Origin of the sequence: Streptomyces sp. NPDC007907 (assembly GCF_042959365.1) — a bacterium.
Classification (GTDB): Bacteria; Actinomycetota; Actinomycetes; order Streptomycetales; family Streptomycetaceae; genus Streptomyces; species Streptomyces indiaensis.
The window spans coordinates 362,373-384,587 of the sequence record NZ_JBIBKR010000006.1; the positions used below are offsets into that span (position 1 = coordinate 362,373).

The window sequence follows — 22,215 nt, forward strand, 5'->3', positions numbered from 1 at the left end:
CCGCCCGCCGGTGGCCGGCCGTCAGCCTTCGCGGTCGTCGCCGTTGCTGTCGCCGTCGCCGTCGCCGTCGCCCAGCGAGTCCAGGAACGGCTCGATGGCGGCGCGCCAGGCCTCCGGCTGGTCGTAGTGCACCAGGTGGCCGGCGTCGGCGACCTCCGCGTACTGGCCGCGGGGCAGGACGCGGACCATCTCCTGGGCCTCGGCGCGGCCCAGCTCGCCGTCCAGACCGCGCACGACCAGGGCGGGGCAGCGGACCTGGGCCAGCTCCTCCCAGTGCGCGTCGTACACCCACGTCTCGCGGGAGCGGAGCATCTGCTCCGGCTCGAAGACCGGGCGCCAGCCGTCCGGGGACTCGGCCATCACCTCGGCGTAGAACTCGCCGCGGGCCGGATTGGGCCGCTCCACCCAGGGGTCGTCCTCGCCGAACCACTTGCGGACGTCGGCGAGCGTGGCGAAGGGCAGGGGCCAGGAGTCGAACCACTGGCTCCACTCGCGCTGCGATGCGGCTCCGAGCGCGGAGGCCCGCATGTCGCAGATGATCAGTCCGCGGACCAGGTCGGGGCGCTTGGCGGCGAGCTGCCAGGCGGTCAGCGCGCCCATGGCGTGGCCGACGAGGACGGCCGGGGCGAGGCCCAGCTCCTCCAGGGCGGCCTCGGCGTCGTCGACGTAGGCGTCCCGTGTGAAGGCGCCCTGCGGGGGTTTGTCGCTGCGGCCGTGACCGCGCTGGTCGAGGGCGATCGCGCGATGGCGCGCGGACAGCCAGCGGGCGGTGGACGCCCAGTGCGAGGCGCGGCCCATGAGGCCGTGCAGTAACAGCACGCCGGGCGAGCCCTCCGGCGCGGTGTGCCCGTCGTACGCCCCCTGGCCGTCCTGCGCCGGGTCGGTCTTGGGCGGGTCGCCGAACTCCCAGGCCGCCAGGCGTACGCCGCCCGTGCCGGTCACGTCGATGCGTCGCGCCATGTCTGGCACCCCCCAAGCTTCGCGCGGACCGCGGCCCTTCCGAGCCGGCCGGTCCTGTGAACCGTGTTCTGCCTGCTGTGCCTTCTGCCGTGCTGGTTGCCGTGCGCCTCGGTGCACCTGTGCCGTGCGCCGCCCGCAGACTATCGAATGCGCTTTCGAGGATGAGGTTCTCGCGGACAACACCCCTCGTTCGAGTGACCATCCTCGGGGATTGATCGCCGCTTCCGCGGGGAGATCTTCAGCGGGGGGCGGACCGCTCGGGGAAACCGGTCCGCGGGGAATGACCCTGAGAGCTCGGGGCTCCGGGTCAGCACAGGGGAGGACAGGCCCCGGCGCCACACGGCGCCGGGGCCCTCCGCGTCCTCACGGCACATCCTCCCGCCCCTTCCCCGGCCGGGCGGCCTCACGGTCGAGCCGCGGCCCAGAGCCCTCAGGTCATATGCCTCACGCGACAGCCTCGCACGGGAAGCGGACGCGCGCTGCCGTTCGAAGGACTGCACACCGGATTCGGTCCGGATCACGCCAAGAGACCTCCGACGCCACAACAACCGCACACACAGCGGGAGTTGGCATCAGCCCCGGCGCGGGGGACGGCCGGGCTCAGGGCTTGGCGACGAACACGTGGGAGGCCACGTCCGACTCCAGCTCGGCCGCCTCGCCGCCGCTGCCCACCAGCACCCCGCCCGCCGACTCCGTCACGCTCACCACCGAGCCGGGCTGCACGCCCGCCCGCCTCAGCGTGTACATCAGCTGCGCGTCCGTCTGGATCGGCTCGCCGATCCGGCGCACCACGACCGTCTTGCCCTCGGCGCCCGGAGCGAGGCTGGCCAGCGACACCATGCCCTCGTCCAGGAACGGGTCGGCGCCGTCCTTCTCGCCGAGCTCCTCCAGACCAGGGATCGGATTGCCGTACGGCGACTCCGTCGGATGCCGCAGCAGCTCCAGGACGCGGCGCTCGACGGCCTCGCTCATCACGTGCTCCCAGCGGCACGCCTCCGCGTGGACCTGCTCCCACTCCAGACCGATCACGTCGACGAGCAGACACTCGGCGAGGCGGTGCTTGCGCATCACGCGCGTCGCCAGCCGGCGGCCCTCGTCGGTCAGCTCCAGATGCCGGTCGCTCGCGACGGACACCAGGCCGTCGCGCTCCATCCGCGCCACGGTCTGGCTCACGGTCGGCCCGCTCTGGTCCAACCGCTCGGCGATACGGGCGCGCATGGGGACCACACCCTCTTCCTCCAGCTCGAGGATGGTGCGGAGATACATCTCCGTGGTGTCGATCAGTCCGGACATACGTGCCCCTCGAATGAGATCTGCCGGAGGCTGGACGGCTCACCGGCGTGTGCGCTGGCCCTGAACCCAATTCTGCCGGATACCACCGACAACCGTGCCGTGGGAGGCGAAGCGGAGGATTACCCGGCCGCGCGCAAGGGTACGGACTTCCCCTTCGGGGGTCTTAAGGCGCTCGGCACCGGGCGCCGCGTCGAAGCGCGCGGCTCCCCCGGCCGTATTGACACCGCACTGGTCCAGACCGCACCGTGATGCGCGACACCAGCCGCCCAGGCCTGCCCGAAGGGACCCCGTATGAGCGACCGCGCGTCGGCCGGCCCGTTCCTCGACGCCGCCATCGGCCTGCTGCGGCGGCTGCGCGACGAGGAGACCGACAGCATCACCGCGGCCGGGACGCTCCTCGCCGACACCGTCGCGGACGGCGGCCGGCTCTTCGCCTTCGGCGCCGGGCACTCCTCCCTCGCCGCGCAGGACCTGGTCTACCGGGCCGGCGGCCTCGCCCTGATGAACCTGCTCGTCGTGCCCGGCGTGGTCGGCGTCGACGTCATGCCCGCACCGCTCGGCTCCGCACTGGAACGCGTCGACGGCCTCGCGAGCGCCGTCCTCGACAGCTCGCCGCTCCGCGCGGGCGACGCCCTGCTGATCATCTCCCTGTCCGGTCGCAACGCACTGCCCGTGGAGATGGCCATGAGCGCACGCGCCCTGGGGGTGAAGGTCATCGGCGTGACCTCGGTGGCCTACGCCTCAGAGACGAAGTCCCGGCACTCCTCCGGGACGTACCTCAAGGACCACTGCGACCTCGTCCTCGACTCGGGGATCGCGGTCGGCGACGCGACACTCACCCACGACGACATCCCGGCCCCCTTCGCCCCCGCCTCGACGGTCGTCACCACGGCCCTCCTCCAGGCCGTCATGGCGACGACCGCCACCACCCTCGCCGACCGGGGCGTCGAACCGCCCCTGCTGCGCTCCGGCAACGTGGACGGCGGCCACGAATGGAACGCCCGGGTCATGGAGCAGTACCGCGACCGGATCTTCTACCGGCACTGAAGCCGGTACCGAGGCCGACACGACACCCGGCACCGAAACCGGAACCGGCACCGCGACCGATACGACACCGGGACCCAAACCGGGGGACCGAAACCGGCACCACGGCCGGCACGGACGCCGGCACCGGAACCGGCGGCGACGCCCGCACGAAGGCACACGGGAGACCCTGCCCGCCCCCGCAGCGGCGGGATCGCCCCCGGGCGTCGCTCACTCCGTGCCCGACAACCCCGCGAGATCCAGCGCCGCCGCGATCCGCACCGCCACGTCCTCCGCGTACAGCGCGTCCGAACGCTCGAAGGCGCTGCGGCCCGCGCCCCGCAAGAACGTCACGACACCCAGTGTCCGGCCCCGGCTGCGCAGCGCCGCGCACAGCGCGTGCACCGCGTCCGGGGGCCACTGACGGGCCACGGCCCACTCACGGGCCGCCTCGGGCGGGGCCGTGCCCGCGCTCGCCCGCAGGGCCCCCGCCCGCTCCACGCACTGCAGGGCCGGGTGCCCCTCGGCGTACCGCACGGGCAGGCCCGCGTGCCCGGACAGGCTGCTCGGGCCCGGCGCGCCGGACGGCGTGGCGGCGACCCGGACCAGCCGGACGGGCCCCTCGGCCTCCGCGTCGCTGAGCGCACCCCCGGCGACCCGGTCGATCAGCGCGTGGTCGGCGAAACCGGCCAGGGCGAAGTCCAGGTGGACCGTCGCCGCCTCGGCCGGGTCCTCGCACTCGGCCGCCGCCCGCGACGCCCGGTGCAGCTGTTGCGTACGGAACCGCAGCAGGGACGCCTCCTGCTCGGCCTGCTTGGCCTCCGTCACGTCCTGGAACAGCCAGCCCACCCCCAGCGGGACGGGCTCCTCGGCGAGCGGCGAGGCCAGTCGCAGGAAGCCGCTGCGCCAGCACCTGCGCTGCTCGCCCTCCACGGCACGCACGGTCACCCACACCTCGGCGGGCGCGGGCGGCGCGCCCTCCGCCAGCACGTGCTGCAGCGCGCTCTCCAGCTCCTCCACGCCCTGCGACAGCAGCTCACCGAGCGGGCGCCCCAGCACCGACGTACGGCCCGTGCCCAGCGCCCGGGCCGCGTGCGCGTTGACCACGGCCGGCCGCAGGTCCACGTCCACCAGGACGACACCCCAGCTCGCGTCCTCGAACAGCGCCTCGCTCAGCGCGATCGACCGCTCCAGATCGATCTGCGCGTGCACCTCGCTGAACGCGCAGTACACACCGGCCGGCTTCCCGTCGGGCCCGCGCACGGCCGCCGACTGCGTCCGCACGAGGACCCGCCCGCCGTCCTTGGTCAGCAGCGCGAACTCGTGCACCTGCCGCCCCGAGGCGTGCATCGACGACAGCAACCGGCTCTCGACCTCCTCGGCGTCCGCGCTGCGCGCGGCCCACCCGGCGAGCCCGCGCCGCCCGACGGCCTCGTCCGCGCTCCAGCCGAGGATCCGCTCGGCCTCGCGGTTCCAGTGCGTGACGACACCGTCGGCGTCGAACGCGCACAGCGCCGCGTCCATCCCGTCCAGCAAAGCGGCAAGCAGATCCGAACCATCCGAACCATCCCGCTCGGGCTCGTCCGGCCCCAGCTCGTCGGTGGTCCCACTACGCCGGGAAGCACTCACCTGGACCCCCTGCAGGCTGCGTCCGCACGTACGGCACGTCGGTTCGCTCCTTGCAATCATTCAACTGGAACGTGACCCAGCGCACACCGGGTTCCCACAACATTGAAGGAATCGTTGTACGGCGGCAATGCCCACGTCAACGCCGCCGAGGCCGTCCCGCCGGGGTCGGCGACCGGCCGGCCGGCGCCCCGGGCCGGTCGCTCAGTCGATCAACGGCAGGGACCCGCCGCCGCTCCCCCGCCGCGCGTACACCTCGATCTCGATCCTCATCCGGGGGTCCGCGAGACCGCACACCATCATCGTCGCGGCCGGCCGCACCTCTCCGAAGCACGTGCGCAGCACCGGCCAGCACGCCTCGAAGTCCTCCCGCTCGGGCAGCAGGTACCGCACCCGCACGACGTCGGCGAACGAACACCCGGCCTCCGCCAGCGCGGCCCCGATGTTCCGCAGACACTGCTCGGCCTGCTCCACCACGTCCTCGGAGATCGTCATCCGCGCGTAGTCGAACCCGGTCGTCCCCGAGACGTGCACCCAGTCCCCGTCCACGACGGCCCGGGCGTACCCGATCCGCTCCTCGAACACCGAACCGCTGAGAATCGCCCGCCGCTGCGTCATGGAGTCAAGGTCTCAAAAAAACGGTTGATGCGAGACCGAACGCTTTCCTAGGGTTCAGGTACACGAGAGAGGAGGTGGTTCGGCAGATGTATGGAAACCGGACGCGTGAGGTGGCTGCGGGCTAGCGGCCCGTCACCACACACTGTGCGGTGCCGGACCAGCGCGTGATCGAAGCGCGCAGCCGGCCCGATCTCCAGCAGTCACCCGACCCGCGAGTCGCCGGTACGTCCGGCCGGCTCCTCCCCGGAGGAACCAGACTCGCGGGTCGTCTGCGTTGTGCGAGGTGCCCGGGGGCGATGGCGGTGGACGGATGGCGAGACGACCGGATCGGCAGCGCCCTGCGGGGTGAGAACCCGGCCGTGCTGCGGAGGCTGGACTCGGGGTTCGCGGCGATCGGCGATGTGCAGTTCCTGCCGGGCTACTCGGTCCTGCTGACCGACGACCCCGCCGTCCAGCGGCTGTCCGAGCTGCCGCGGAACGCGCGGCTGGCGTTCCTGGCCGACATGGACCGGCTGGGAGAGGCCGTCGAGCGGGCCTGCCGGCGGGTGGAGCAGGGGTTCCGGCGGGTCAATCTGGAGATCCTCGGGAACACCGACGGGTTTCTGCACGCGCATGTGTGGCCTCGGTACGCGTGGGAGCCCGAGGAGCGGGTGCGGTTGCCCGTGTGGCTGTATCCGCGGGAGATGTGGTGCGACGAGCGGTATGCGCTCGGCCCCGCGCACGAGCGGTTGCGGGAGGCCATCGGGGAGGAGCTGGATCGGCTCGCGGGGGCAGAAGAGCCGGGGGGCCTCACCCGGGGGCGGGTGAGGCCGTGACGGGGGGGCGTCAGTGGGCGATGTCCTCGTAGCCCTCGATCTCGCGGGGGTTGCGGGTGCCCGGGCCCACGTAGCGGGCCGAGGGGCGGACCAGGCGGCCCGTGCGCTTCTGCTCCAGGATGTGGGCGGACCAGCCCGCCGTGCGGGCGCAGGTGAACATGGACGTGAACATGTGGGCCGGGACCTCGGCGAAGTCCAGGACGATGGCCGCCCAGAACTCGACGTTCGTCGCGAGGACACGGTCGGGGCGGCGGGCGTGGAGCTCCGCGAGGGCCGCCTTCTCCAGGGCCTCGGCGACCTCGAAGCGAGGGGCGCCCAGTTCGCGGGCGGTGCGGCGCAGGACCCGGGCGCGGGGGTCCTCGGCGCGGTAGACGCGGTGGCCGAAGCCCATGAGGCGTTCGCCCTTGTCGAGCGCGTTCTTCACGTAGGCCTCGGCGTCGCCGGTGCGCTCGATCTCCTCGATCATGCCGAGGACGCGCGAGGGGGCACCGCCGTGCAGCGGGCCGGACATCGCGCCCACGGCGCCGGACAGCGCCGCCGCCACGTCCGCACCGGTCGAGGCGATGACCCGGGCGGTGAAGGTGGACGCGTTCATGCCGTGCTCGGCGGCGCTCGTCCAGTACGCGTCCACGGCCGCCACGTGCTTGGGGTCCGGCTCGCCGCGCCAGCGGATCATGAAGCGTTCGACGACGGACCGGGCCTTGTCGATCTCCCGCTGCGGGACCATCGGCATGCCCTGGCCGCGCGCGGACTGGGCGACGTAGGAGAGGGCCATGACGGCGGCTCGGGCCAGGTCCTCGCGGGCCTCTTCGGCGTCGATGTCGAGGAGGGGCTTGAGGCCCCAGACGGGCGCCAGCATGGCCAGGGCGGACTGGACGTCCACGCGGATGTCGCCGGAGTGCACGGGAATGGGGAACGGCTCGGCGGCGGGCAGACCGGGGTTGAAGGCGCCGTCGACGAGCAGACCCCATACGTTGCCGAACGAGACGTGACCGACGAGGTCCTCGATGTCGACGCCCCGGTACCGGAGTGCGCCGCCCTCCTTGTCGGGTTCGGCGATCTCCGTCTCGAACGCGACGACTCCTTCGAGCCCGGGTACGAAGTCGGACATCAGGCGGCTCCTCGTGATGTAAGTGACAGATGGTGTGTGATGGGGTGGGACGAACGAACCATGTGTCAGTCAGCTGGCGAAGCGGGCGCCGTCCAGTGGATCCACGGTCGTACGGGCGACTCGCGGTCCTGGCCGGTTGCCCCTGTGATGCCCCGTTCGGATGGCGGTCACCCAACCGGAACGGCACCGAAACGATATCTCCGAGTGCCACGCTTGGGGAGGGTTCACGGCACTCAGTGCCACGCAGTGACGAAGGACACCGTCCGTACGGCAAGATGACCGGGTGACCGACCGCGACGACGTCCCCATCGACCTGGCCTCGATGCGCAAGCAGTACCGGGCCGAGGGCCTCTCCGAGAGCGAGCTGGCCGCGACACCCGTCGAGCAGTTCGCGCGCTGGTTCAAGCAGGCCGCGACGGACGGCGGGCTGTTCGAGCCGAACGCCATGATCGTCTCGACGGCGGACGCCGAGGGGCGGACGAGCGCCCGTACGGTGCTGCTGAAGCACTTCGACACGCAGGGCTTCGTCTTCTACACCAACTACGACTCCCGCAAGGCGCGCGATCTGGCGGAGAACCCGTACGTCTCGCTGCTGTTCCCCTGGCATCCGATGGCCCGGCAGGTCATCGTGAGCGGGGTGGCGCGGCGGACCGGGCGGGACGAGACGGCGGCGTACTTCCGCACCCGGCCGCACGGCTCGCAGCTGGGGGCGTGGGCCAGCGCCCAGTCGTCGGTGATCCCCACCCGGGCCGACATCGACGCCGCGTACGCCGAGCTGGCCGCCCGCTACCCGGAGGGCGAGCAGGTGCCGGTGCCGCCGCACTGGGGCGGGTTCCGGGTGGCCCCGCAGACGGTGGAGTTCTGGCAGGGCCGCGAGAACCGGCTGCACGACCGCCTGCGGTACGTGGAGCAGCCGGACGGCAGCTGGCGGGTGGAGCGGCTCAGTCCGTGAGGCTCACATGCCGATGAGCCGGACGCGGTCGCCGCACAGCCGCGCCATGTCGTCGGCATCGGACGTCAGCACGGCCACCGGGCCCGGCTGCCGCAATGCCACCTCGGCGACGGTCGCGTCGATCGCGTACTTGTGGCCGTGCAGCCCGGCGGCCTTCAGCAGTTCCGCGGACGCTTTCGCGGCGGCCTCGGTCACCGGCTCGACCTTGACACGCGAGAGCGCCCACTGCAGTCGAGGCATGTTCACCCGCGCATGGCTGACTTCCACGATGATGTTGGCGCCGATGACGAAATCGGCGCCCATGGCGTGCAGCACCTGGAACATGGCCAGCGTCTTGCGGTCCTGGGCGATCCAGGCGGAGAGCCCCTGAGAATCCAGGACGACCGTCTCGACGTGCTCCATCAAGCAGCACTCGCCGAACCGCCGGCATCCGTCGTGCCGAAGAGCCTGGAGCGGGCCTCGGCCAGTTCCTCCGCGGTGAAGGCCCCGTACTCCTCCTGGTGACGCATCAGGTCGGCGCCGAGCAGCTGATGCCGCAGCTGGCGTGCCACCGCCTCGGCGACATAGCCGGAGACGTTGTCGGTGAGCTTCCTGAGTTCGGCGACCTGGTCGGCCGGCAGTGTCACCGTGATGCGTGTCGTGTCCGCCATGCTCCGAGCATACTGCGGTATGCGCATCCCGCGTCCGCGCTGACACCTGCTTCCTCAGCCCAGCGACTCCTCCAGCAGCCCCGCCCACTGCCCGACCACCCGTTCCCGGCGGGCCGCGTCGTCCGTGAGGAGGTTGGCGAGGCCGAGGCCGCGGGCCATGTCGAGGAGGCCCTGGACGGATTCGCGGACGCCGGGGACGGACTCGTCGGCTCCGAGGAGGTCGACGGCTATGCGGTGGGTCTCGCGGCCGACACGGGATTCGAGTTCGGTGACGCGGGGCCGGAGCTGCTCCTCGTTGGAGGCGGCGACCCAGAGGTGGAGGGCGGCGCGGAAGAGCGGCCCGGTGTAGAGGTCGACCAGGGCGGCGACGACGGCGTGCCGGTCGCCGGCCGCGCCGTCGGGGAACAGGGCGCGCAGTGCCGTGGAGCGTTCCTCGGCGACGTACTCGACGGCCGCGGTGAAGAGGTCCTCGCGCGTCGGGAAGTGGTGCTGGGCGGCGCCGCGGGAGACACCGGCGCGTTCGGCGACGACGGAGACCGTGGATCCCGCCCAGCCGTGTTCGGCGAGGCAGGACACGGCGGCTTCGAGGAGCCGCTGCCGGGTGGCCCGGCTGCGGTCCTGCTTGGGGACTCTCTCCGCACGGTCGACCGTGCTCACACCACCCATGCCGGATCCCGTCGTTCGAGGAAGGCCGTCATCCCCTCGCGAGCCTGCGGGGAGGAGAACAGCCGGGCCGAGAGCGCGGTCAGGTCGGCCGCGTCCCGGTCGAAGGCTTCCAGCACCCTAGTCGTGAGCAGCCGTTTCGTCTCGGCCAGGGCTTCGGGGGCGGAGCGGCGCAGACCGTCGAGGATGGGGTCGAGGACCGTGTCGACATCGTCCCCATGCGTGGTGAGCAGGCCTGTCGCCTGCGCTTGTGCCGCGTCGAAGCGTTCGCCGGTGAGGTAGAAGCGGGCCAGGGCGCGGGGGTCGGCGCGGGGCAGGATCGGCAGGGAGATGACCGCGGGGGCGACCCCGATGCGGACCTCGGAGAAGGCGAAGGTGGCTTCCGTGGAGGCGGCCGCGATGTCGCAGGCGGCCAGGAGGCCGAGGCCGCCCGCGCGGACGTGCCCGGTGACGCGGGCGACCACCGGCTTGGGCAGCTCGACGATCTGCCGCAGCAGGGCGACCAGCGCCTCGGGCGGCGGCGGGTCCTTGAGGTCGGCGCCCGCGCTGAAGGTGGTGCCGGTGTGGGTGAGGACGACCGCGCGGACGCCGGGGTCCTTGGCGGCGTCGGTGAGGGCGTCGGCCAGTTCGCCGACGAGGGCCGCCGACAGGGCGTTGCGGTGGTGCGGAGCGTCGAGGGCCAGGGTCTCCACGGCCCGTGCGCGGGTACGGGCGATCAGCGTCATGTGCTCTCCCTGAGCCGGCGGCGGAGGATCTTGCCGGAGGCCGCGCGGGGGACGCCGACGATGAAGGTGACGTGGCGTATCCGCTTGTAGGGGGCCACGCGCTCGGCGACGTACATCATGATCTCGGCCTCGGTGAGGTCGGCGGCGGACGGCTGGCGGACGACGTAGGCGTGCGGGACCTCGTTGCCGTCGGCGTCGTACCGGCCGATGACGGCGGCGTCGGCGATGCCCGGGTGGGTGAGGAGCAGCGCCTCCAGCTCGGCGGGGGCCACCTGGAAGCCCTTGTACTTGATGAGTTCCTTGACCCGGTCGACGACGAACAGCCAGCCGACGTCGTCCACATGACCGACGTCGCCGGTGTGCAGCCAGCCGTCCGGGTCGATCATCGCGGCGGTGGCGTCGGGGCGGCCGAGGTAGCCCTTCATGATCTGTGGGCCGCGGATGAGGATCTCGCCGGATTCGCCCGAGGGCAGGTCCTTGTCCGGGTCGTCGAGGGAGACGATGCGCATCTCGGTGCCGGCGACGAGCTTGCCGACGGTGCCGGGCGGGGCGTCGCCCATGGCGTCCAGGGGGACGACGTGGGTGCCGGGCGACAGTTCCGTCATGCCGTAGGCCTGGCCGAGCGGCAGGCCGAGGCGCTGGGAGCAGGCGGCGGCGAGGCGGGCGTCCAGGGGTGCGGCGGCGCTGATGATGTACTTCAGCGACGACAGGTCGTATTGGGCGACGGCCGGGTGCTTGGCGAGGGCCAGGACGATCGGCGGGGCCACGTAGAGGGCCGTGATGCGGTGGTTCTGGACGGCCGCGAGGAACTGTTGCAGGTCGAAGCGGGACAGCACGACGACGGTGGCGCCCTGCCGCAGGGGTGCGTTCATCAGGGCGGTGAGGCCGTAGATGTGGAAGAAGGGCAGGACCGCCAGGACGCGGTCTCCCGGGCCCGCCGGGACGGCCGGGTGGAGCTGGGCGAGGTTGGTGGCGATCTGCCGGTGGGTGAGCATCACGCCCTTGGGGATGCCGGTGGTCCCGGAGGAGTACGGCAGGGCGGCGACGTCCTCGGCCGGGTCGATGGCGACCTGCGGCTCGGGGGCCGTGCAGGCCAGCATGTCGATCAGGGAGCGGTGGCCGGTCGCGCTGTCGCACACGAAGATCTCCCGTACGCCGCCGGCGAGTTCGGCGGCGCGCCGGGCGGTGTTCAGCAGGGGTGACACGGTGACGATCCAGCGGGCCGCCGAGTCCCTGAGCTGCTTGGCGAACTCGTCGGCGGTGGCGAGCGGGTGCACGGTGGTGACGGTGGCACCCGCGCGCGTGGCCGCGTAGAAGGCGGTCGGGAAGGCGACGGTGTTGGGGCTGTGCAGGGCGAGGACGTCGCCCTTGCGGACCCCGGCCTCGGCGAGGGCGGCGGCGACGCGCCGGTGGAACCGGTCGACCTGCTCGTAGGTGAGGGTGGTGCCGTCGGTGCCGTCGATCAGCGCCGGGATGTCGCCGAATTCGGCGGCCCGGGCCAGGACGGCGTCGTGGATGGGCACTTCGACGGGCGGGACGTCTGCGTACTCGCTGCGGAACATGGCTGGTTCCTCCTCGCGGCGCGGGAAGTCTCAGGTTCTCAGTACGACTTGGGCAGGCCCAGGGTCTGGTGGGAGACGTAGTTGAGAATCATCTCCCGGCTCACCGGGGCGATACGGGCCACGCGCGAGGCCGCGATCAGCCGGGCCAGTCCGTACTCGCGGGTGAGGCCGTTGCCGCCGAGGGTGTGCACGGCCTGGTCGACGGCCTTCACGCAGGCTTCCCCGGCGGCGTACTTGGCCATGTTGGCGGCCTCGCCGGCGCCCATGTCGTCGCCCGCGTCGTAGAGGGCGGCGGCCTTCTGCATCATCAGCCGGGCGAGTTCGAGCTCGATGTGGGCCTGGGCGAGGGGGTGGGCGATGGCCTGGTGGGCGCCGATGGGGGTGTTCCAGACGCTGCGGTCGCGGGCGTACGCGATGGCTCCGGCCAGGGCGTGACGGCCCATGCCGATCGCGAAGGCGGCGGTCATGATGCGTTCGGGGTTGAGGCCGGCGAACAGCTGGAGGAGGCCGGCGTCCTCGTCTCCGACCAGGGCGTCGGCGGGCAGCCGTACGTCGTCCAGGACCAGCTCGAACTGCTTCTCCGCGGCGTTCAGCTCCATGTCGATGGGGCGGCGGGAGAAGCCGGGGGTGTCGCGCGGGACGATGAAGAGGCAGGGCTTGAGCCGGCCGGTGCGGGCGTCTTCGGTGCGGCCGACGATGAGGGTCGCGTCGGCGATGTCCACGCCGGAGATGAAGACCTTGCGGCCGGTGAGGAGCCAGTCGGTGCCGTCCCTGCGGGCCGTGGTGGTGATGCGGTGGCTGTTGGAGCCGGCGTCGGGTTCGGTGATGCCGAAGGCCATGAGGCGGGTGCCGTCGGCGAGGCCGGGGAGCCACTCCTGCTTCTGGGCGTCCGTGCCGAACCGGGCTATCACGGTGCCGCAGATGGCCGGTGAGACGATCAGCATGAGGAGGGGGCAGCCGGCCGCGCCGAGCTCCTCGAGGACGATGGAGAGTTCGCGGATGCCGCCGCCTCCGCCGCCGTGTGCCTCCGGCAGATTGACGCCCAGGTAGCCGAGTTTCCCGGCCTCGGACCAGAGTCGGGTGGTGTCGCTTTCTCGGCCGTGGCGTCTGCCGAGTGCGGCTACGGCTTCTCGTAGGGCTGTGTGCTCTTCGGTGTCCATGGGGATCCTTTCGCGTGCGGGCTCGTCGTGGCTGATCGCGCAGTTCCCCGCGCCCCTTACGGGGCTTCCTTCACCACTGCCAGCAGTGCGCCCGGCTCCACCTGCTGACCTGGTACGACGCACAGGTCGGTCAGCGTTCCGGTCGCCGGGGCCGTGATCTTGTGCTGCATCTTCATCGCCTCCAGCCAGAGCAGGGGCTCGCCCGCCTTCACGGCCGCCCCCGCCGTCAGGCCGTCGGCGACGCGGACGACCGTGCCGGGCATCGGTGCCAGGAGGGAGCCCGGGGCGTGCTGGGCGGTGGGGTCGGGGAAGCGGGGCAGGGCGGTCAGTGTGGTGGTGTTGACGTAGACCTGCTGGCCGTAGCGGGTGACCTCGTACTTCCGCTCCACCCCGTCCACGTCGAGGATCACGAGGTGCGCGTCCGCGCGCACCACTCGCACCCCGTCCGCCTCCAGGCCCTGCCGGGTGTGCCGGTAGCGGGCCTCGTGCTCCTCGCCCGCCATCAGGTACCGCTTGGTCTGCGGCTGTGAGGGGACGTTGCGCCAGCCGCCGAAGCGGGAGCGGCCCCGGGCGTCGGCGAGGGCGGCGGCCAGGGGGGCGTGCGGGTCGGGGGACGGTGCGGTCAGGTCCGGCAGGTGGCGTTCGTAGAAGCCGGTGTCCATGCGGGCCGCGGTGAACTCGGGGTGGCGCAGGGAGCGGACCAGGAGGTCGCGGTTGGTGACGGGACCGTGGATCGCGGCCCGTTCCAGGGCGGAGGCCAGGGTGCGCAGTGCCTCCGGGCGGGTGGGCGCGTGGGCGACCACCTTGGCGAGCATGGGGTCGTAGTGGACGCCGATCTCGTCGCCGTCCGTGTGCCCGGTGTCCAGGCGGACCGGCCCGGGGACGGTCAGGCGGTGCAGGGTGCCGGTCTGCGGGGACCAGTCGCGCGCCGGGTCCTCGGCGTACAGGCGGGCCTCCACGGCGTGGCCCCGCGCGCGTGGCGGGTCGGTCGCGAGGGGGTGCCCCTCGGCGATCCGGATCTGCTCAGCCACCAGGTCGACGCCGAACACGGCCTCCGTGACGGGATGTTCGACCTGGAGGCGGGTGTTCATCTCCAGGAAGTGCGCCCGGCCGTCGGCGACGAGGAACTCGACCGTTCCCGCGCCCACGTAGTCCACGGCCCGGGCGGCCCGTACGGCGAGGGCACGGACCTCCTCGTCGAGCTCCCGGGGCAGGCCGGGCGCCGGGGCCTCCTCGATCACCTTCTGATGGCGGCGCTGCAGGGAGCAGTCGCGGGTGCCGAGGGGCCGGACGGCGCCGTGGGTGTCGGCGAGGATCTGCACCTCGACGTGCCGGCCGTTCTCCACGTACGGCTCGACGAAGACCTCGCCGTCGCCGAAGGCGCTCGCGGCCTCGGCCCGGGCGGCGGCCAACTCGCCCGCCAGGTCGGCGAGCCGGCGGACGACGCGCATGCCGCGGCCGCCGCCGCCCGCCGCCGCCTTCACCAGCACGGGCAGGTCGGCCTCCGTGACGTCGGCGAGGGGCCGGATGCCCATGAGCTGTTTGGCACGGGTCTTGGACGCCATCGCCTCGATGGCGTCCGGGGGCGGGCCGATCCAGCGCAGGCCCGCGTCCAGGACGGCCCGGGCGAAGTCGGCGTTCTCGGAGAGGAAGCCGTAGCCGGGGTGCACGGCGTCCGCGCCGGCGGCGACGGCGGCCTTCACGATCAGGTCGCCGCGCAGGTACGTGTCGGCGGGCGTCTCCCCCGGGAGTCGTACGCTCACGTCGGCCACGCGCGCGTGCAGGGCGTTCGCGTCGGCGTCCGAGTGCACGGCGACGGTACGGATGCCCAGGTCGTGGCAGGTGCGGAAGACGCGGCAGGCGATCTCGCCCCGGTTGGCGACCAGTACAGAAGTGATCACTGAAGGTTCCTCACATCCGGAAGACGCCGAAGCCGCCGCGGGCGCCCTCGTAGGGGGCGGTGTGGATCGCGGAGAGGCACAGGCCGAGGACGGTGCGGGTGTCGCGCGGGTCGATGACGCCGTCGTCGTACAACCGCCCGGACAGGAACATCGGCAGCGACTCCGACTCGATCTGCTGCTCCACCATGGCGCGCAGCGCGGCGTCCGCCTCCTCGTCGTAGGGCTGCCCCTTGGCGGCGGCCGACTGGCGGGCGACGATCGACAGGACGCCCGCGAGCTGCTGCGGGCCCATGACGGCCGACTTGGCGCTGGGCCAGGCGAACAGGAACCGGGGGTCGTAGGCGCGGCCGCACATGCCGTAGTGGCCGGCGCCGTAGGAGGCGCCCAGGAGGACGGAGAGGTGGGGCACGCGGCTGTTGCTGACCGCGTTGATCATCATCGCGCCGTGTTTGATGATGCCGCCCTGCTCGTACTCCTTGCCGACCATGTAGCCGGTGGTGTTGTGGAGGAAGAGCAGGGGGATGTCGCGCTGGTTGGCGAGCTGGATGAACTGGGCGGCCTTCTGGGACTCCTCGCTGAAGAGGACTCCCTGGGCGTTCGCCAGCACACCCACGGGATAGCCGTGCAGGGTGGCCCAGCCGGTGGTCAGGCTCGTCCCGTACAGGGGCTTGAACTCGTCGAAGTCGGAGGCGTCGACGATGCGGGCGATGACCTCGCGCGGGTCGAAGGGGCTCTTCAGGTCGCCGGGGACGAGGCCCAGCAGCTCCTCCGCGTCGTACTTGGGCGGCTCGGCGGGCCCCGGATCCTCGTACGCCTTGCGGTGGTTGAGGCGGGCGACCACGCGGCGGGCCTGGCGGAGCGCGTCCGGCTCGTCGACGGCGAAGTAGTCGGCGAGGCCCGAGGTGCGGGCGTGCATCTCGGCGCCGCCCAGGGACTCGTCGTCGCTCTCCTCGCCGGTGGCCATCTTCACCAGCGGCGGGCCGCCGAGGAACACCTTCGCCCGTTCCTTGACCATGATCACGTGGTCGGACATGCCGGGGATGTAGGCGCCGCCGGCCGTGGAGTTGCCGAAGACGACCGCGACGGTGGGGATCCCGGCGGCGGAGAGCCGGGTGAGGTCGCGGAAGATGGCGCCGCCGGGGATGAAGATCTCCTTCTGGGAGGGGAGGTCGGCGCCGCCCGACTCCACCAGGCTGATGCAGGGCAGCCGGTTGGCGAGCGCGATGTCGTTGGCGCGCAGGGCCTTCTTCAGCGACCAGGGGTTGCTCGCCCCGCCGCGCACGGTCGGGTCGTTGGCGGTGATCAGGCACTCCACGCCCTCGACGGTCCCGATGCCGGTGACGAGGGACGCGCCGACGGTGTAGTCGCTGCCCCACCCGGCCAGCGGGGACAGTTCCAGGAACGGCGTGTCGGGGTCGAGGAGCAGCTCGATGCGCTCACGGGCGAGGAGCTTGCCGCGCCCCCGATGCCGCGCGACGTACTTCTCGCCGCCGCCCGCGAGGGCCTTGGCGTGCTCGGCGTCGAGGGCGGCGAGCTTGGCGAGCATCGCCTCGCGGTGGGCCCGGAAGTCGGCGCCGTGCGGGTCGAGCCCGGAGGTCAGGACGGTCACAGGAGGGCCTCCGGTATGTCGAGGTGGCGGGAGCGCAGCCATTCGCCGAGGGCCTTGGCCTGCGGGTCGAAGCGGGCTTGCGCGGCGGCACCGGCGCCGAGGATCCCCTCGACGACGAAGTTGAGGGCGCGCAGATTCGGCAGCACGTGCCGTACGACGGTCAGCTCGCGACTCTCGGGGATCAGTTCGCGGAACCGGTCGGCGGTCAGCTCGTGGGCGAGCCACCGCCAGGCGTCGTCCGTGCGCGCCCACACCCCGACGTTGGCGTTGCCGCCCTTGTCGCCGCTGCGGGCACCCACGACACGGCCGAGGGCTGCCCTGGTGACCGGCCCCGGCGGCAGCGGCTCGGGCAGCGCAGGCCGCGGAACCTCGTCGAGGACGAGCGTGTCGTGGGGCGGCGGCACCGGAATGCGGTGCCCGTCGTCGAGGACCACCCCATGGTCGACGGCACCATGGGGGACGTACACATCCTCGAAGACCCCGTAGGGGGAGCCCTTTCCGGGTGGGGCCAGCACATGGAAGCCGGGGTAGCCGGAGAGGGCCAGCTCCACGGCCGCCCCGCTCAGCGCCCGCCCCACGGCCTCCTGGTCGGGGTCCCGTACGACGAGCCGCAGCAACGCGCTCGCCGTCTCCTCGGTGGGCGCGTCGGGGCGGTCGGTGCGGACCAGCTCCCAGCGCACGTCGGACACTTTGGCGAGGGCCGGTTCCAGCTGCTCCCGCACCAGCGCGGCCTTGGCCTCGACGTCGAGGCCGGTGAGCACGAAGACCACCTCGTTGCGGAAGCCGCCGAGCCGGTTGAGGCCGACTTTGAGGGTGGGCGGCGGTGCCTCGCCGCGCACGCCCTCGATGCGCACGCGGTCGGGCCCGTCCTGGCTCAGCCGCACGGTGTCCAGCCGGGCGGTGACGTCCGGGCCCGCGTACCTGGCGCCGGCCGTCTCGTACAGCAGCTGTGCGGTGACCGTGCCGACGTCGACGAAGCCGCCGGTGCCGGGGTGCTTGGTGATGACGCAGCCGCCGTCCTCGTGCAGCTCGGCGAGCGGGAAGCCGGGGCGGCGGACGTCGCCGTCCCGGAAGAACGCGTAGTTGCCGCCGGTGGCCTGCGCCCCGCACTCCAGGACGTGCCCCGCGACCACCGCGCCCGCGAGCCGGTCGTGGTCCTGCGGCGTCCAGCCGAAGTGCGCGGCGGCGGGCCCGGTGACCAGGGACGCGTCCGTCACCCGCCCGGTGACGACGATGTCGGCGCCCGCCCGCAGGCCCTCCGCGATGCCGAAGCCGCCGAGGTAGGCGTGGGCGGCGAGAGTGCCGGGGTACGCCGCGGTGAGGTCGTCACCCGCCACGTGCGCGACCCGGACGGGGATGCCCAGCCGGCCGGCCAACTGCCTCATGGCATCGGCGAGTCCGGCCGGGTTGAGCCCGCCCGCGTTGGTGACGATCCTGACGCCCCGCTCGTGTGCGAGCCCCAGGCACTCCTCCAACTGCCGCAGAAACGTACGGGCGTATCCGGCGGCCGGGTCCTTCAGGCGGTCCCGGCCGAGGATGAGCATGGTCAGCTCGGCGAGGTAGTCGCCGGTGAGGACGTCGAGTTCACCGCCGGTGAGCATCTCGCGCATCGCGTCGAAGCGGTCGCCGTAGAAGCCGGAGGCGTTGCCGATGCGCAGGGGCGTCACGAGACCGCCTCCCTGTCGCTGCGTTCGGGCGTCACGAGGCCGGCCCCTTCGGAGGGCGTCCGTCGCCCGGCGGGCCCGCGAAGGCCTGGGCGAGGTCGAGCCAGCGGTCGGTGTCGGGGCCCTCGGTGCGCAGGGCGAGGTCGGAGCGGTGGGCGCGCTGGGTGACGAGGAGGCAGAAGTCGAGGGCGGGCCCGGTGACGCGCTGCGGGGCGTCCTCGGGGCCGTAGGTCCACAGGTCGCCGGAGGGAGCGCGGAGTTCGACACGGAAGGGGTCGGCCGGCGGGGCCAAGCCGTGCACGCCGTAGGCGAAGTCCCGGGTCCGGACCCCGAGCCGCACCACATGCCGCAGCCGGTCGGTGGGTGGACGCACCACACCCAGGGCGTCGGCCACATCCTGGCCGTGGGCCCAGGTCTCCATGAGGCGGGCCGTCGCCATGGAGGCGGCCGACATGGGGGGGCCGTACCAGGGGAAGCGTGCCTTCGGCGGAGCGGCCCGCAGCGCCTTCTCCAGTGCCGTACGGCCGTCACGCCACCGGGCGAGGAGCTCGCCGGGCGGGAGGTCCGCGCCTTCCTCGGCGCCCTGGTCGACGAAGGAGTCCGGCGCGGCGAGGGCCTTCTCGACCAGCGTACGGAAGCCGTCGGCGTCGGTGACGGCGAGCAGGGCCGAGCGGTCCGTCCAGGCGAGATGGGCGATCTGGTGGGCCACGGTCCAGCCGGGCGCGGGGGTCGTGAGCGACCATCGCTGCGGGGGCAACGCGGCCACGAGCCGGTCGAGTTCCTCGCTCTCCTCGCGCAGATCGTCGATCACGGGCATCGGATCGGACACGGGCGCTCCCCTCGGGGCACGGCGGTGTGCGGGGTGGTGCGGCGTGCTGAGGAGCATGGCAGCGGCACCAGAAACAATCAAGCGTGCTTGCATGAAAATGTCGGGGCGGCCGGAAGCGTGCTCTTCAGCGGCGCGATCACTACACTCCGGGTCGCGCTCGTTCCATCGGTGGCGCGTCGGGGGAGACACAAGAATGAGCACCTGGAACCCGGGCGGGCAGCCGCCGTACCCGCCCCCGCCAGGGCCCCGCCCTTCCTCCCCGGCCCGTACGCGCCGCCGGGATGTGGGTATCCGCCCCAGGCGCCGCCGCCCGGGGGTGGTCATCCGCCCCATGTGCCGCACCCCTACATGCCGCACCCGGCTCCCCCGCCGCCCGGCCCCGTGGCACGGCTGCGGCGGCGGATCGGCCCGATCCACACCGCGCGACGAGTGTTCAAGCCGTCCCGGCCGGACCTCGTCGAGGACGCCTTCATCGCGCGTATGCAGAGGATCCGCACGCTGGTGAGGCCGGCCGCGGTGGTGTGGGTGTCGGTGGCCTACAAGGTGAGCGGCTCGGTGGGCGACGTCGCCGAGGACCGTCTCGACCAGTCGTGGTCCAGCGTGCTGGTGCTGTCCGTGACGTTCCCGGTGGCCGTGGGTGTGCTGCTGGCCCTGACCGCGCCGTCCGCCCGGCGGGACCTGCTGCGCCGGGCCACCAAGCCGGTCGGCGCGATGGTGGCCCTGATCGCCGCGGTCTTCGTGTTCCCGCTGATGGTGCTCACCGGCTTCGTCGAGGGGCGGTTCGCCACCGACCCGGCGATGACCGTGGTCACGTGGGTGATCGTGGTGCTCGTCCTGGTGTGGGTGCTGCCGTTCATCGCCTGGGGCGTCGGCCTGGCCCTGCTGCACGTGTTCCGCACGGCCGACATCCACCAGACGATGCCGCCGCTGCTCGCCATGACGCTGGTGTGGGAGATGACGCTGGTCGATCTGTTCACCGGGGCGTACGCGGGGGTGCCCGGGCCGGTGCGCGCGGTGTTCCTGCTCGGGGCGCCGCTGTCGGTGACCGCGGTGGGCCTGTGGGAGCTGCGGCGGCTGCGGACGCAGTACGGGATCTCGGTGCGCGGGATGCTGGTGCGCTAGATCGTGCCCGTTCGCGGACACGACCCGAGGGACGTCGTCCGGCTCACTGCCCGCTCCGGTCCGCCGCCCTCGCCGCCTCCTCCAGCCGGTGCCGATGGGCCTCCCACATGGCCCGGTCGCCCGGCGGCATGCTGTCCTTGCCCGGCGTCAGGCCGACCGACCCGTCGATGAGTTCGCGGACGATGTCGGCGTGGCCGGCGTGACGGCTGGTGTCGGCGATCACGCGCACCAGGAGGTGGTGCAGTGTGGCCTCCCGCCGCTCCTCGGGCCACCAGGGGACCTGCCCGGTGGCGTCCAGCGGCAGCGCCCCGATCGTGCCGTCCGCGTGCTCCCACGCCCTGCGGTACAGCCCCGCGATGTCCTCGCGCGACTCGTCCGGCGTGGCCCACATGTCGGCGTTGGGGTCGGCGTCCTGCGTGTACCACCAGGGTGGTGGGTTCTCGGCGAAGAACGGCCGGCCGAAAGTGTCCCCGAAGTAGCCCACTTCCACCCCGGCGGCGTGCTTGACCAGTCCCAGCAGGTTGGTGCCGGTCGGGGTCAGGGGGCGGCGGATGTCGTACTCGGAGAGCCCGTCGAGCTTCCAGAGCAGGGCGTCACGCGCCTCTTGGAGATAGCGCAGGAGGTCGGCCTTCGGGTCCGGTGCGGTCATCCGGGCAGTGTGGCACCCACCACTGACAACGGGGCCGGCGGACGGCCGGGCCGGGCCAGGCGGACGACCGGGCCAGGCGGACGGCCGGGCCGGGCGGACGGCCGGGCCAGGCCAAGCGGACGGATGGCCCGGGCCAAGCGGACGGTCGGGCCAGGCCAGCCGACGACCGGTCCGGGCCGACACCGGGTCACCCGAATCGGCAACCCAACCGAGCCGACGGTCGGTCGCCGGGCAGTCGGTCAGCCCTCCAGGCCCGTGCTCTCCAGTGCCGCCTTCTTCCGCCGCCCCGGGCCCACCTGGGTGCGCACCGCGCCCATGCTCGCCGCGACCACGAGGGCGATCGCGGCGGCCTCGGCGGCACTGAGGGCCTGGTCGAGGATGAGGAAGCCGGCCGTCGCGGCGATGGCCGGTTCGAGGCTCATCAGGATCGCGAAGGTGGAGGCGGGCAGGCGGCGCAGGGCGAGGAGTTCGAGGGTGTAGGGCAGGACCGAGGAGAGCAGGGCGACCGCGGCGCCCAGGCCCAGTGTCACCGGGTCGAGCAGCTTCGTCCCCGACTCGGCGATGCCCAGCGGCAGGAACAGCACCGCTCCCACCGCCATCGCCAACGCCAGCCCGTCCGCCTGCGGGAAGCGGCGGCCCGTACGGGCGCTGAAGACGATGTAGGCCGCCCACATGGCGCCGGCCCCCAGGGCGAAGGCCGCACCGGTGGGGTCGAGACCGTCGAAGCCTCCGCCGCCGAGGAGGAAGACGCCGATGAGGGCCAGCGCCGCCCAGACGACGTTGATCGCGCGGCGGGAGGCGAGGACCGACAGGGCGAGCGGGCCGAGGACCTCAAGCGTGACCGCGGGGCCCAGCGGAATGCGTGCGACGGCCTGGTAGAAGAGGCCGTTCATCGCGGCCATGGTGATGCCGAAGACGACCACCGTGCCCCAGTCGGTGCGCGAGTGGCCGCGCAGCCGCGGCCGGCAGACCACGAGCAGGACGACGGCCGCCACCAGCAGGCGCAGGGCCACGACGCCGAGGGCCCCGGCCCTGGGCATCAGCGTCACCGCCAGCGCGCCGCCGAACTGCACGGAGATCCCGCCCGCGAGCACCAGGCCCACGGGTCCGAGCGAGCCGAGACGGCCCGGGCCGGCCGCGGGGGCGGCGGCGCCGGTCGTGGGCTGGGGTGTGGTGGTCTCCGGCGTGGTCACGGGCGGTCCTGGGCTCGGGGGAGGCGGGGTCCGGGTGGTGCGCGTGTGCGGTGCGTACACCCGGACACACTCAATGTGCATCCCGATGCA

21 protein-coding genes are annotated in these 22,215 nt (G+C 72.8%); 4 read left to right on the forward strand and 17 right to left on the reverse strand.

The features are described from left to right. Positions 1-21: 21 nt before the first annotated feature. Both ACFZDI_RS26090 and ACFZDI_RS26095 read right to left on the reverse strand, forming a co-directional pair. Positions 22-960: an alpha/beta fold hydrolase gene (locus tag ACFZDI_RS26090; RefSeq protein ID WP_391253638.1), complete on the reverse strand. Its 939-nt coding sequence runs from the start codon at positions 958-960 to the stop codon at positions 22-24. A 600-nt stretch (positions 961-1,560) separates the two neighbouring features. Next, entirely contained in the window at positions 1,561-2,253 is a 693-nt protein-coding gene (locus tag ACFZDI_RS26095) for a metal-dependent transcriptional regulator (RefSeq protein WP_020276329.1), read from the reverse strand. A 291-nt stretch (positions 2,254-2,544) separates the two neighbouring features. Here ACFZDI_RS26095 and ACFZDI_RS26100 point away from each other — a divergent pair, with 291 nt between their 5' ends. Beyond that, positions 2,545-3,300, forward strand: a complete 756-nt coding sequence (locus ACFZDI_RS26100) for an SIS domain-containing protein (RefSeq protein ID WP_234850199.1) — start codon at positions 2,545-2,547, stop codon at positions 3,298-3,300. A gap of 207 nt (positions 3,301-3,507) precedes the next feature. On the opposite strand, the gene ACFZDI_RS26105 is transcribed toward ACFZDI_RS26100, so the two are convergent. After that, a complete protein-coding gene (locus ACFZDI_RS26105) occupies positions 3,508-4,965 on the reverse strand; it encodes a PAS domain-containing protein (RefSeq protein WP_391253640.1) in 1,458 nt (485 codons plus the stop codon). Between the two features lie 141 nt (positions 4,966-5,106). Further along, positions 5,107-5,520, reverse strand: a complete 414-nt coding sequence (locus ACFZDI_RS26110) for a RidA family protein (RefSeq protein ID WP_234850201.1) — start codon at positions 5,518-5,520, stop codon at positions 5,107-5,109. Between the two features lie 296 nt (positions 5,521-5,816). On the opposite strand from ACFZDI_RS26110, the gene ACFZDI_RS26115 reads away from it, so the two are divergent. Then, positions 5,817-6,335: an HIT family protein gene (locus ACFZDI_RS26115; RefSeq protein ID WP_391253642.1), complete on the forward strand. Its 519-nt coding sequence runs from the start codon at positions 5,817-5,819 to the stop codon at positions 6,333-6,335. Between the two features lie 10 nt (positions 6,336-6,345). Here ACFZDI_RS26115 and ACFZDI_RS26120 read toward each other — a convergent pair whose 3' ends face one another. Then, positions 6,346-7,446, reverse strand: coding sequence for a citrate synthase (locus ACFZDI_RS26120; protein WP_391253644.1), 1,101 nt, complete (start codon positions 7,444-7,446; stop codon positions 6,346-6,348). A gap of 283 nt (positions 7,447-7,729) precedes the next feature. Here ACFZDI_RS26120 and pdxH point away from each other — a divergent pair, with 283 nt between their 5' ends. Continuing rightward, positions 7,730-8,398, forward strand: a complete 669-nt coding sequence (gene pdxH, locus ACFZDI_RS26125; protein ID WP_391253646.1) for a pyridoxamine 5'-phosphate oxidase — start codon at positions 7,730-7,732, stop codon at positions 8,396-8,398. Positions 8,399-8,401: 3 nt separating this feature from the next. On the opposite strand, the gene ACFZDI_RS26130 is transcribed toward pdxH, so the two are convergent. Genes ACFZDI_RS26130 through ACFZDI_RS26175 form a run of 10 tightly spaced genes read right to left on the reverse strand, consistent with a single transcriptional unit; the run spans position 8,402 to position 19,161 of the window. After that, positions 8,402-8,803, reverse strand: coding sequence for a DNA-binding protein (locus ACFZDI_RS26130; protein ID WP_234849614.1), 402 nt, complete (start codon positions 8,801-8,803; stop codon positions 8,402-8,404). After that, positions 8,800-9,048 (reverse strand): hypothetical protein, encoded by a 249-nt coding sequence (locus ACFZDI_RS26135; RefSeq protein WP_391253648.1) that lies wholly within the window; start codon positions 9,046-9,048, stop codon positions 8,800-8,802. Before ACFZDI_RS26135 ends, ACFZDI_RS26130 begins: the two co-directional genes overlap by 4 nt. A gap of 54 nt (positions 9,049-9,102) precedes the next feature. Continuing rightward, positions 9,103-9,714, reverse strand: coding sequence for a TetR family transcriptional regulator (locus tag ACFZDI_RS26140; RefSeq protein WP_391253650.1), 612 nt, complete (start codon positions 9,712-9,714; stop codon positions 9,103-9,105). Next, positions 9,702-10,436: an enoyl-CoA hydratase family protein gene (locus ACFZDI_RS26145; RefSeq protein ID WP_391253652.1), complete on the reverse strand. Its 735-nt coding sequence runs from the start codon at positions 10,434-10,436 to the stop codon at positions 9,702-9,704. Before ACFZDI_RS26145 ends, ACFZDI_RS26140 begins: the two co-directional genes overlap by 13 nt. Further along, on the reverse strand, positions 10,433-11,998 hold the full coding sequence (locus ACFZDI_RS26150; RefSeq protein ID WP_391253654.1) for an AMP-binding protein: 1,566 nt from the start codon (positions 11,996-11,998) through the stop codon (positions 10,433-10,435). Before ACFZDI_RS26150 ends, ACFZDI_RS26145 begins: the two co-directional genes overlap by 4 nt. Before the next feature lie 38 nt (positions 11,999-12,036). Continuing rightward, entirely contained in the window at positions 12,037-13,158 is a 1,122-nt protein-coding gene (locus tag ACFZDI_RS26155) for an acyl-CoA dehydrogenase family protein (RefSeq protein WP_391253656.1), read from the reverse strand. Positions 13,159-13,214: 56 nt separating this feature from the next. Continuing rightward, a complete protein-coding gene (locus ACFZDI_RS26160) occupies positions 13,215-15,059 on the reverse strand; it encodes a biotin carboxylase N-terminal domain-containing protein (RefSeq protein WP_391253658.1) in 1,845 nt (614 codons plus the stop codon). Between the two features lie 10 nt (positions 15,060-15,069). Next, positions 15,070-16,668 carry a carboxyl transferase domain-containing protein gene (locus ACFZDI_RS26165; RefSeq protein ID WP_391253660.1) on the reverse strand — a complete coding sequence of 533 codons (1,599 nt, stop codon included), beginning with the start codon at positions 16,666-16,668 and terminating at the stop codon, positions 15,070-15,072. Further along, positions 16,665-18,335, reverse strand: coding sequence for an acyclic terpene utilization AtuA family protein (locus ACFZDI_RS26170; protein WP_391253662.1), 1,671 nt, complete (start codon positions 18,333-18,335; stop codon positions 16,665-16,667). The genes ACFZDI_RS26165 and ACFZDI_RS26170 overlap by 4 nt, the downstream gene beginning before the upstream one ends. Before the next feature lie 31 nt (positions 18,336-18,366). Next, entirely contained in the window at positions 18,367-19,161 is a 795-nt protein-coding gene (locus ACFZDI_RS26175) for a TIGR03084 family metal-binding protein (protein ID WP_391253664.1), read from the reverse strand. Between the two features lie 333 nt (positions 19,162-19,494). Here ACFZDI_RS26175 and ACFZDI_RS26180 point away from each other — a divergent pair, with 333 nt between their 5' ends. Then, positions 19,495-20,283 carry a hypothetical protein gene (locus ACFZDI_RS26180; protein ID WP_391253666.1) on the forward strand — a complete coding sequence of 263 codons (789 nt, stop codon included), beginning with the start codon at positions 19,495-19,497 and terminating at the stop codon, positions 20,281-20,283. 43 nt (positions 20,284-20,326) lie between these two features. Here ACFZDI_RS26180 and ACFZDI_RS26185 read toward each other — a convergent pair whose 3' ends face one another. Together ACFZDI_RS26185 and ACFZDI_RS26190 are read right to left on the reverse strand one after the other, a co-directional pair. Beyond that, entirely contained in the window at positions 20,327-20,932 is a 606-nt protein-coding gene (locus ACFZDI_RS26185; RefSeq protein WP_391253668.1) for a DUF664 domain-containing protein, read from the reverse strand. A 239-nt stretch (positions 20,933-21,171) separates the two neighbouring features. Continuing rightward, positions 21,172-22,125 (reverse strand): DMT family transporter, encoded by a 954-nt coding sequence (locus ACFZDI_RS26190; protein WP_234849628.1) that lies wholly within the window; start codon positions 22,123-22,125, stop codon positions 21,172-21,174. Positions 22,126-22,215: the final 90 nt, after the last annotated feature.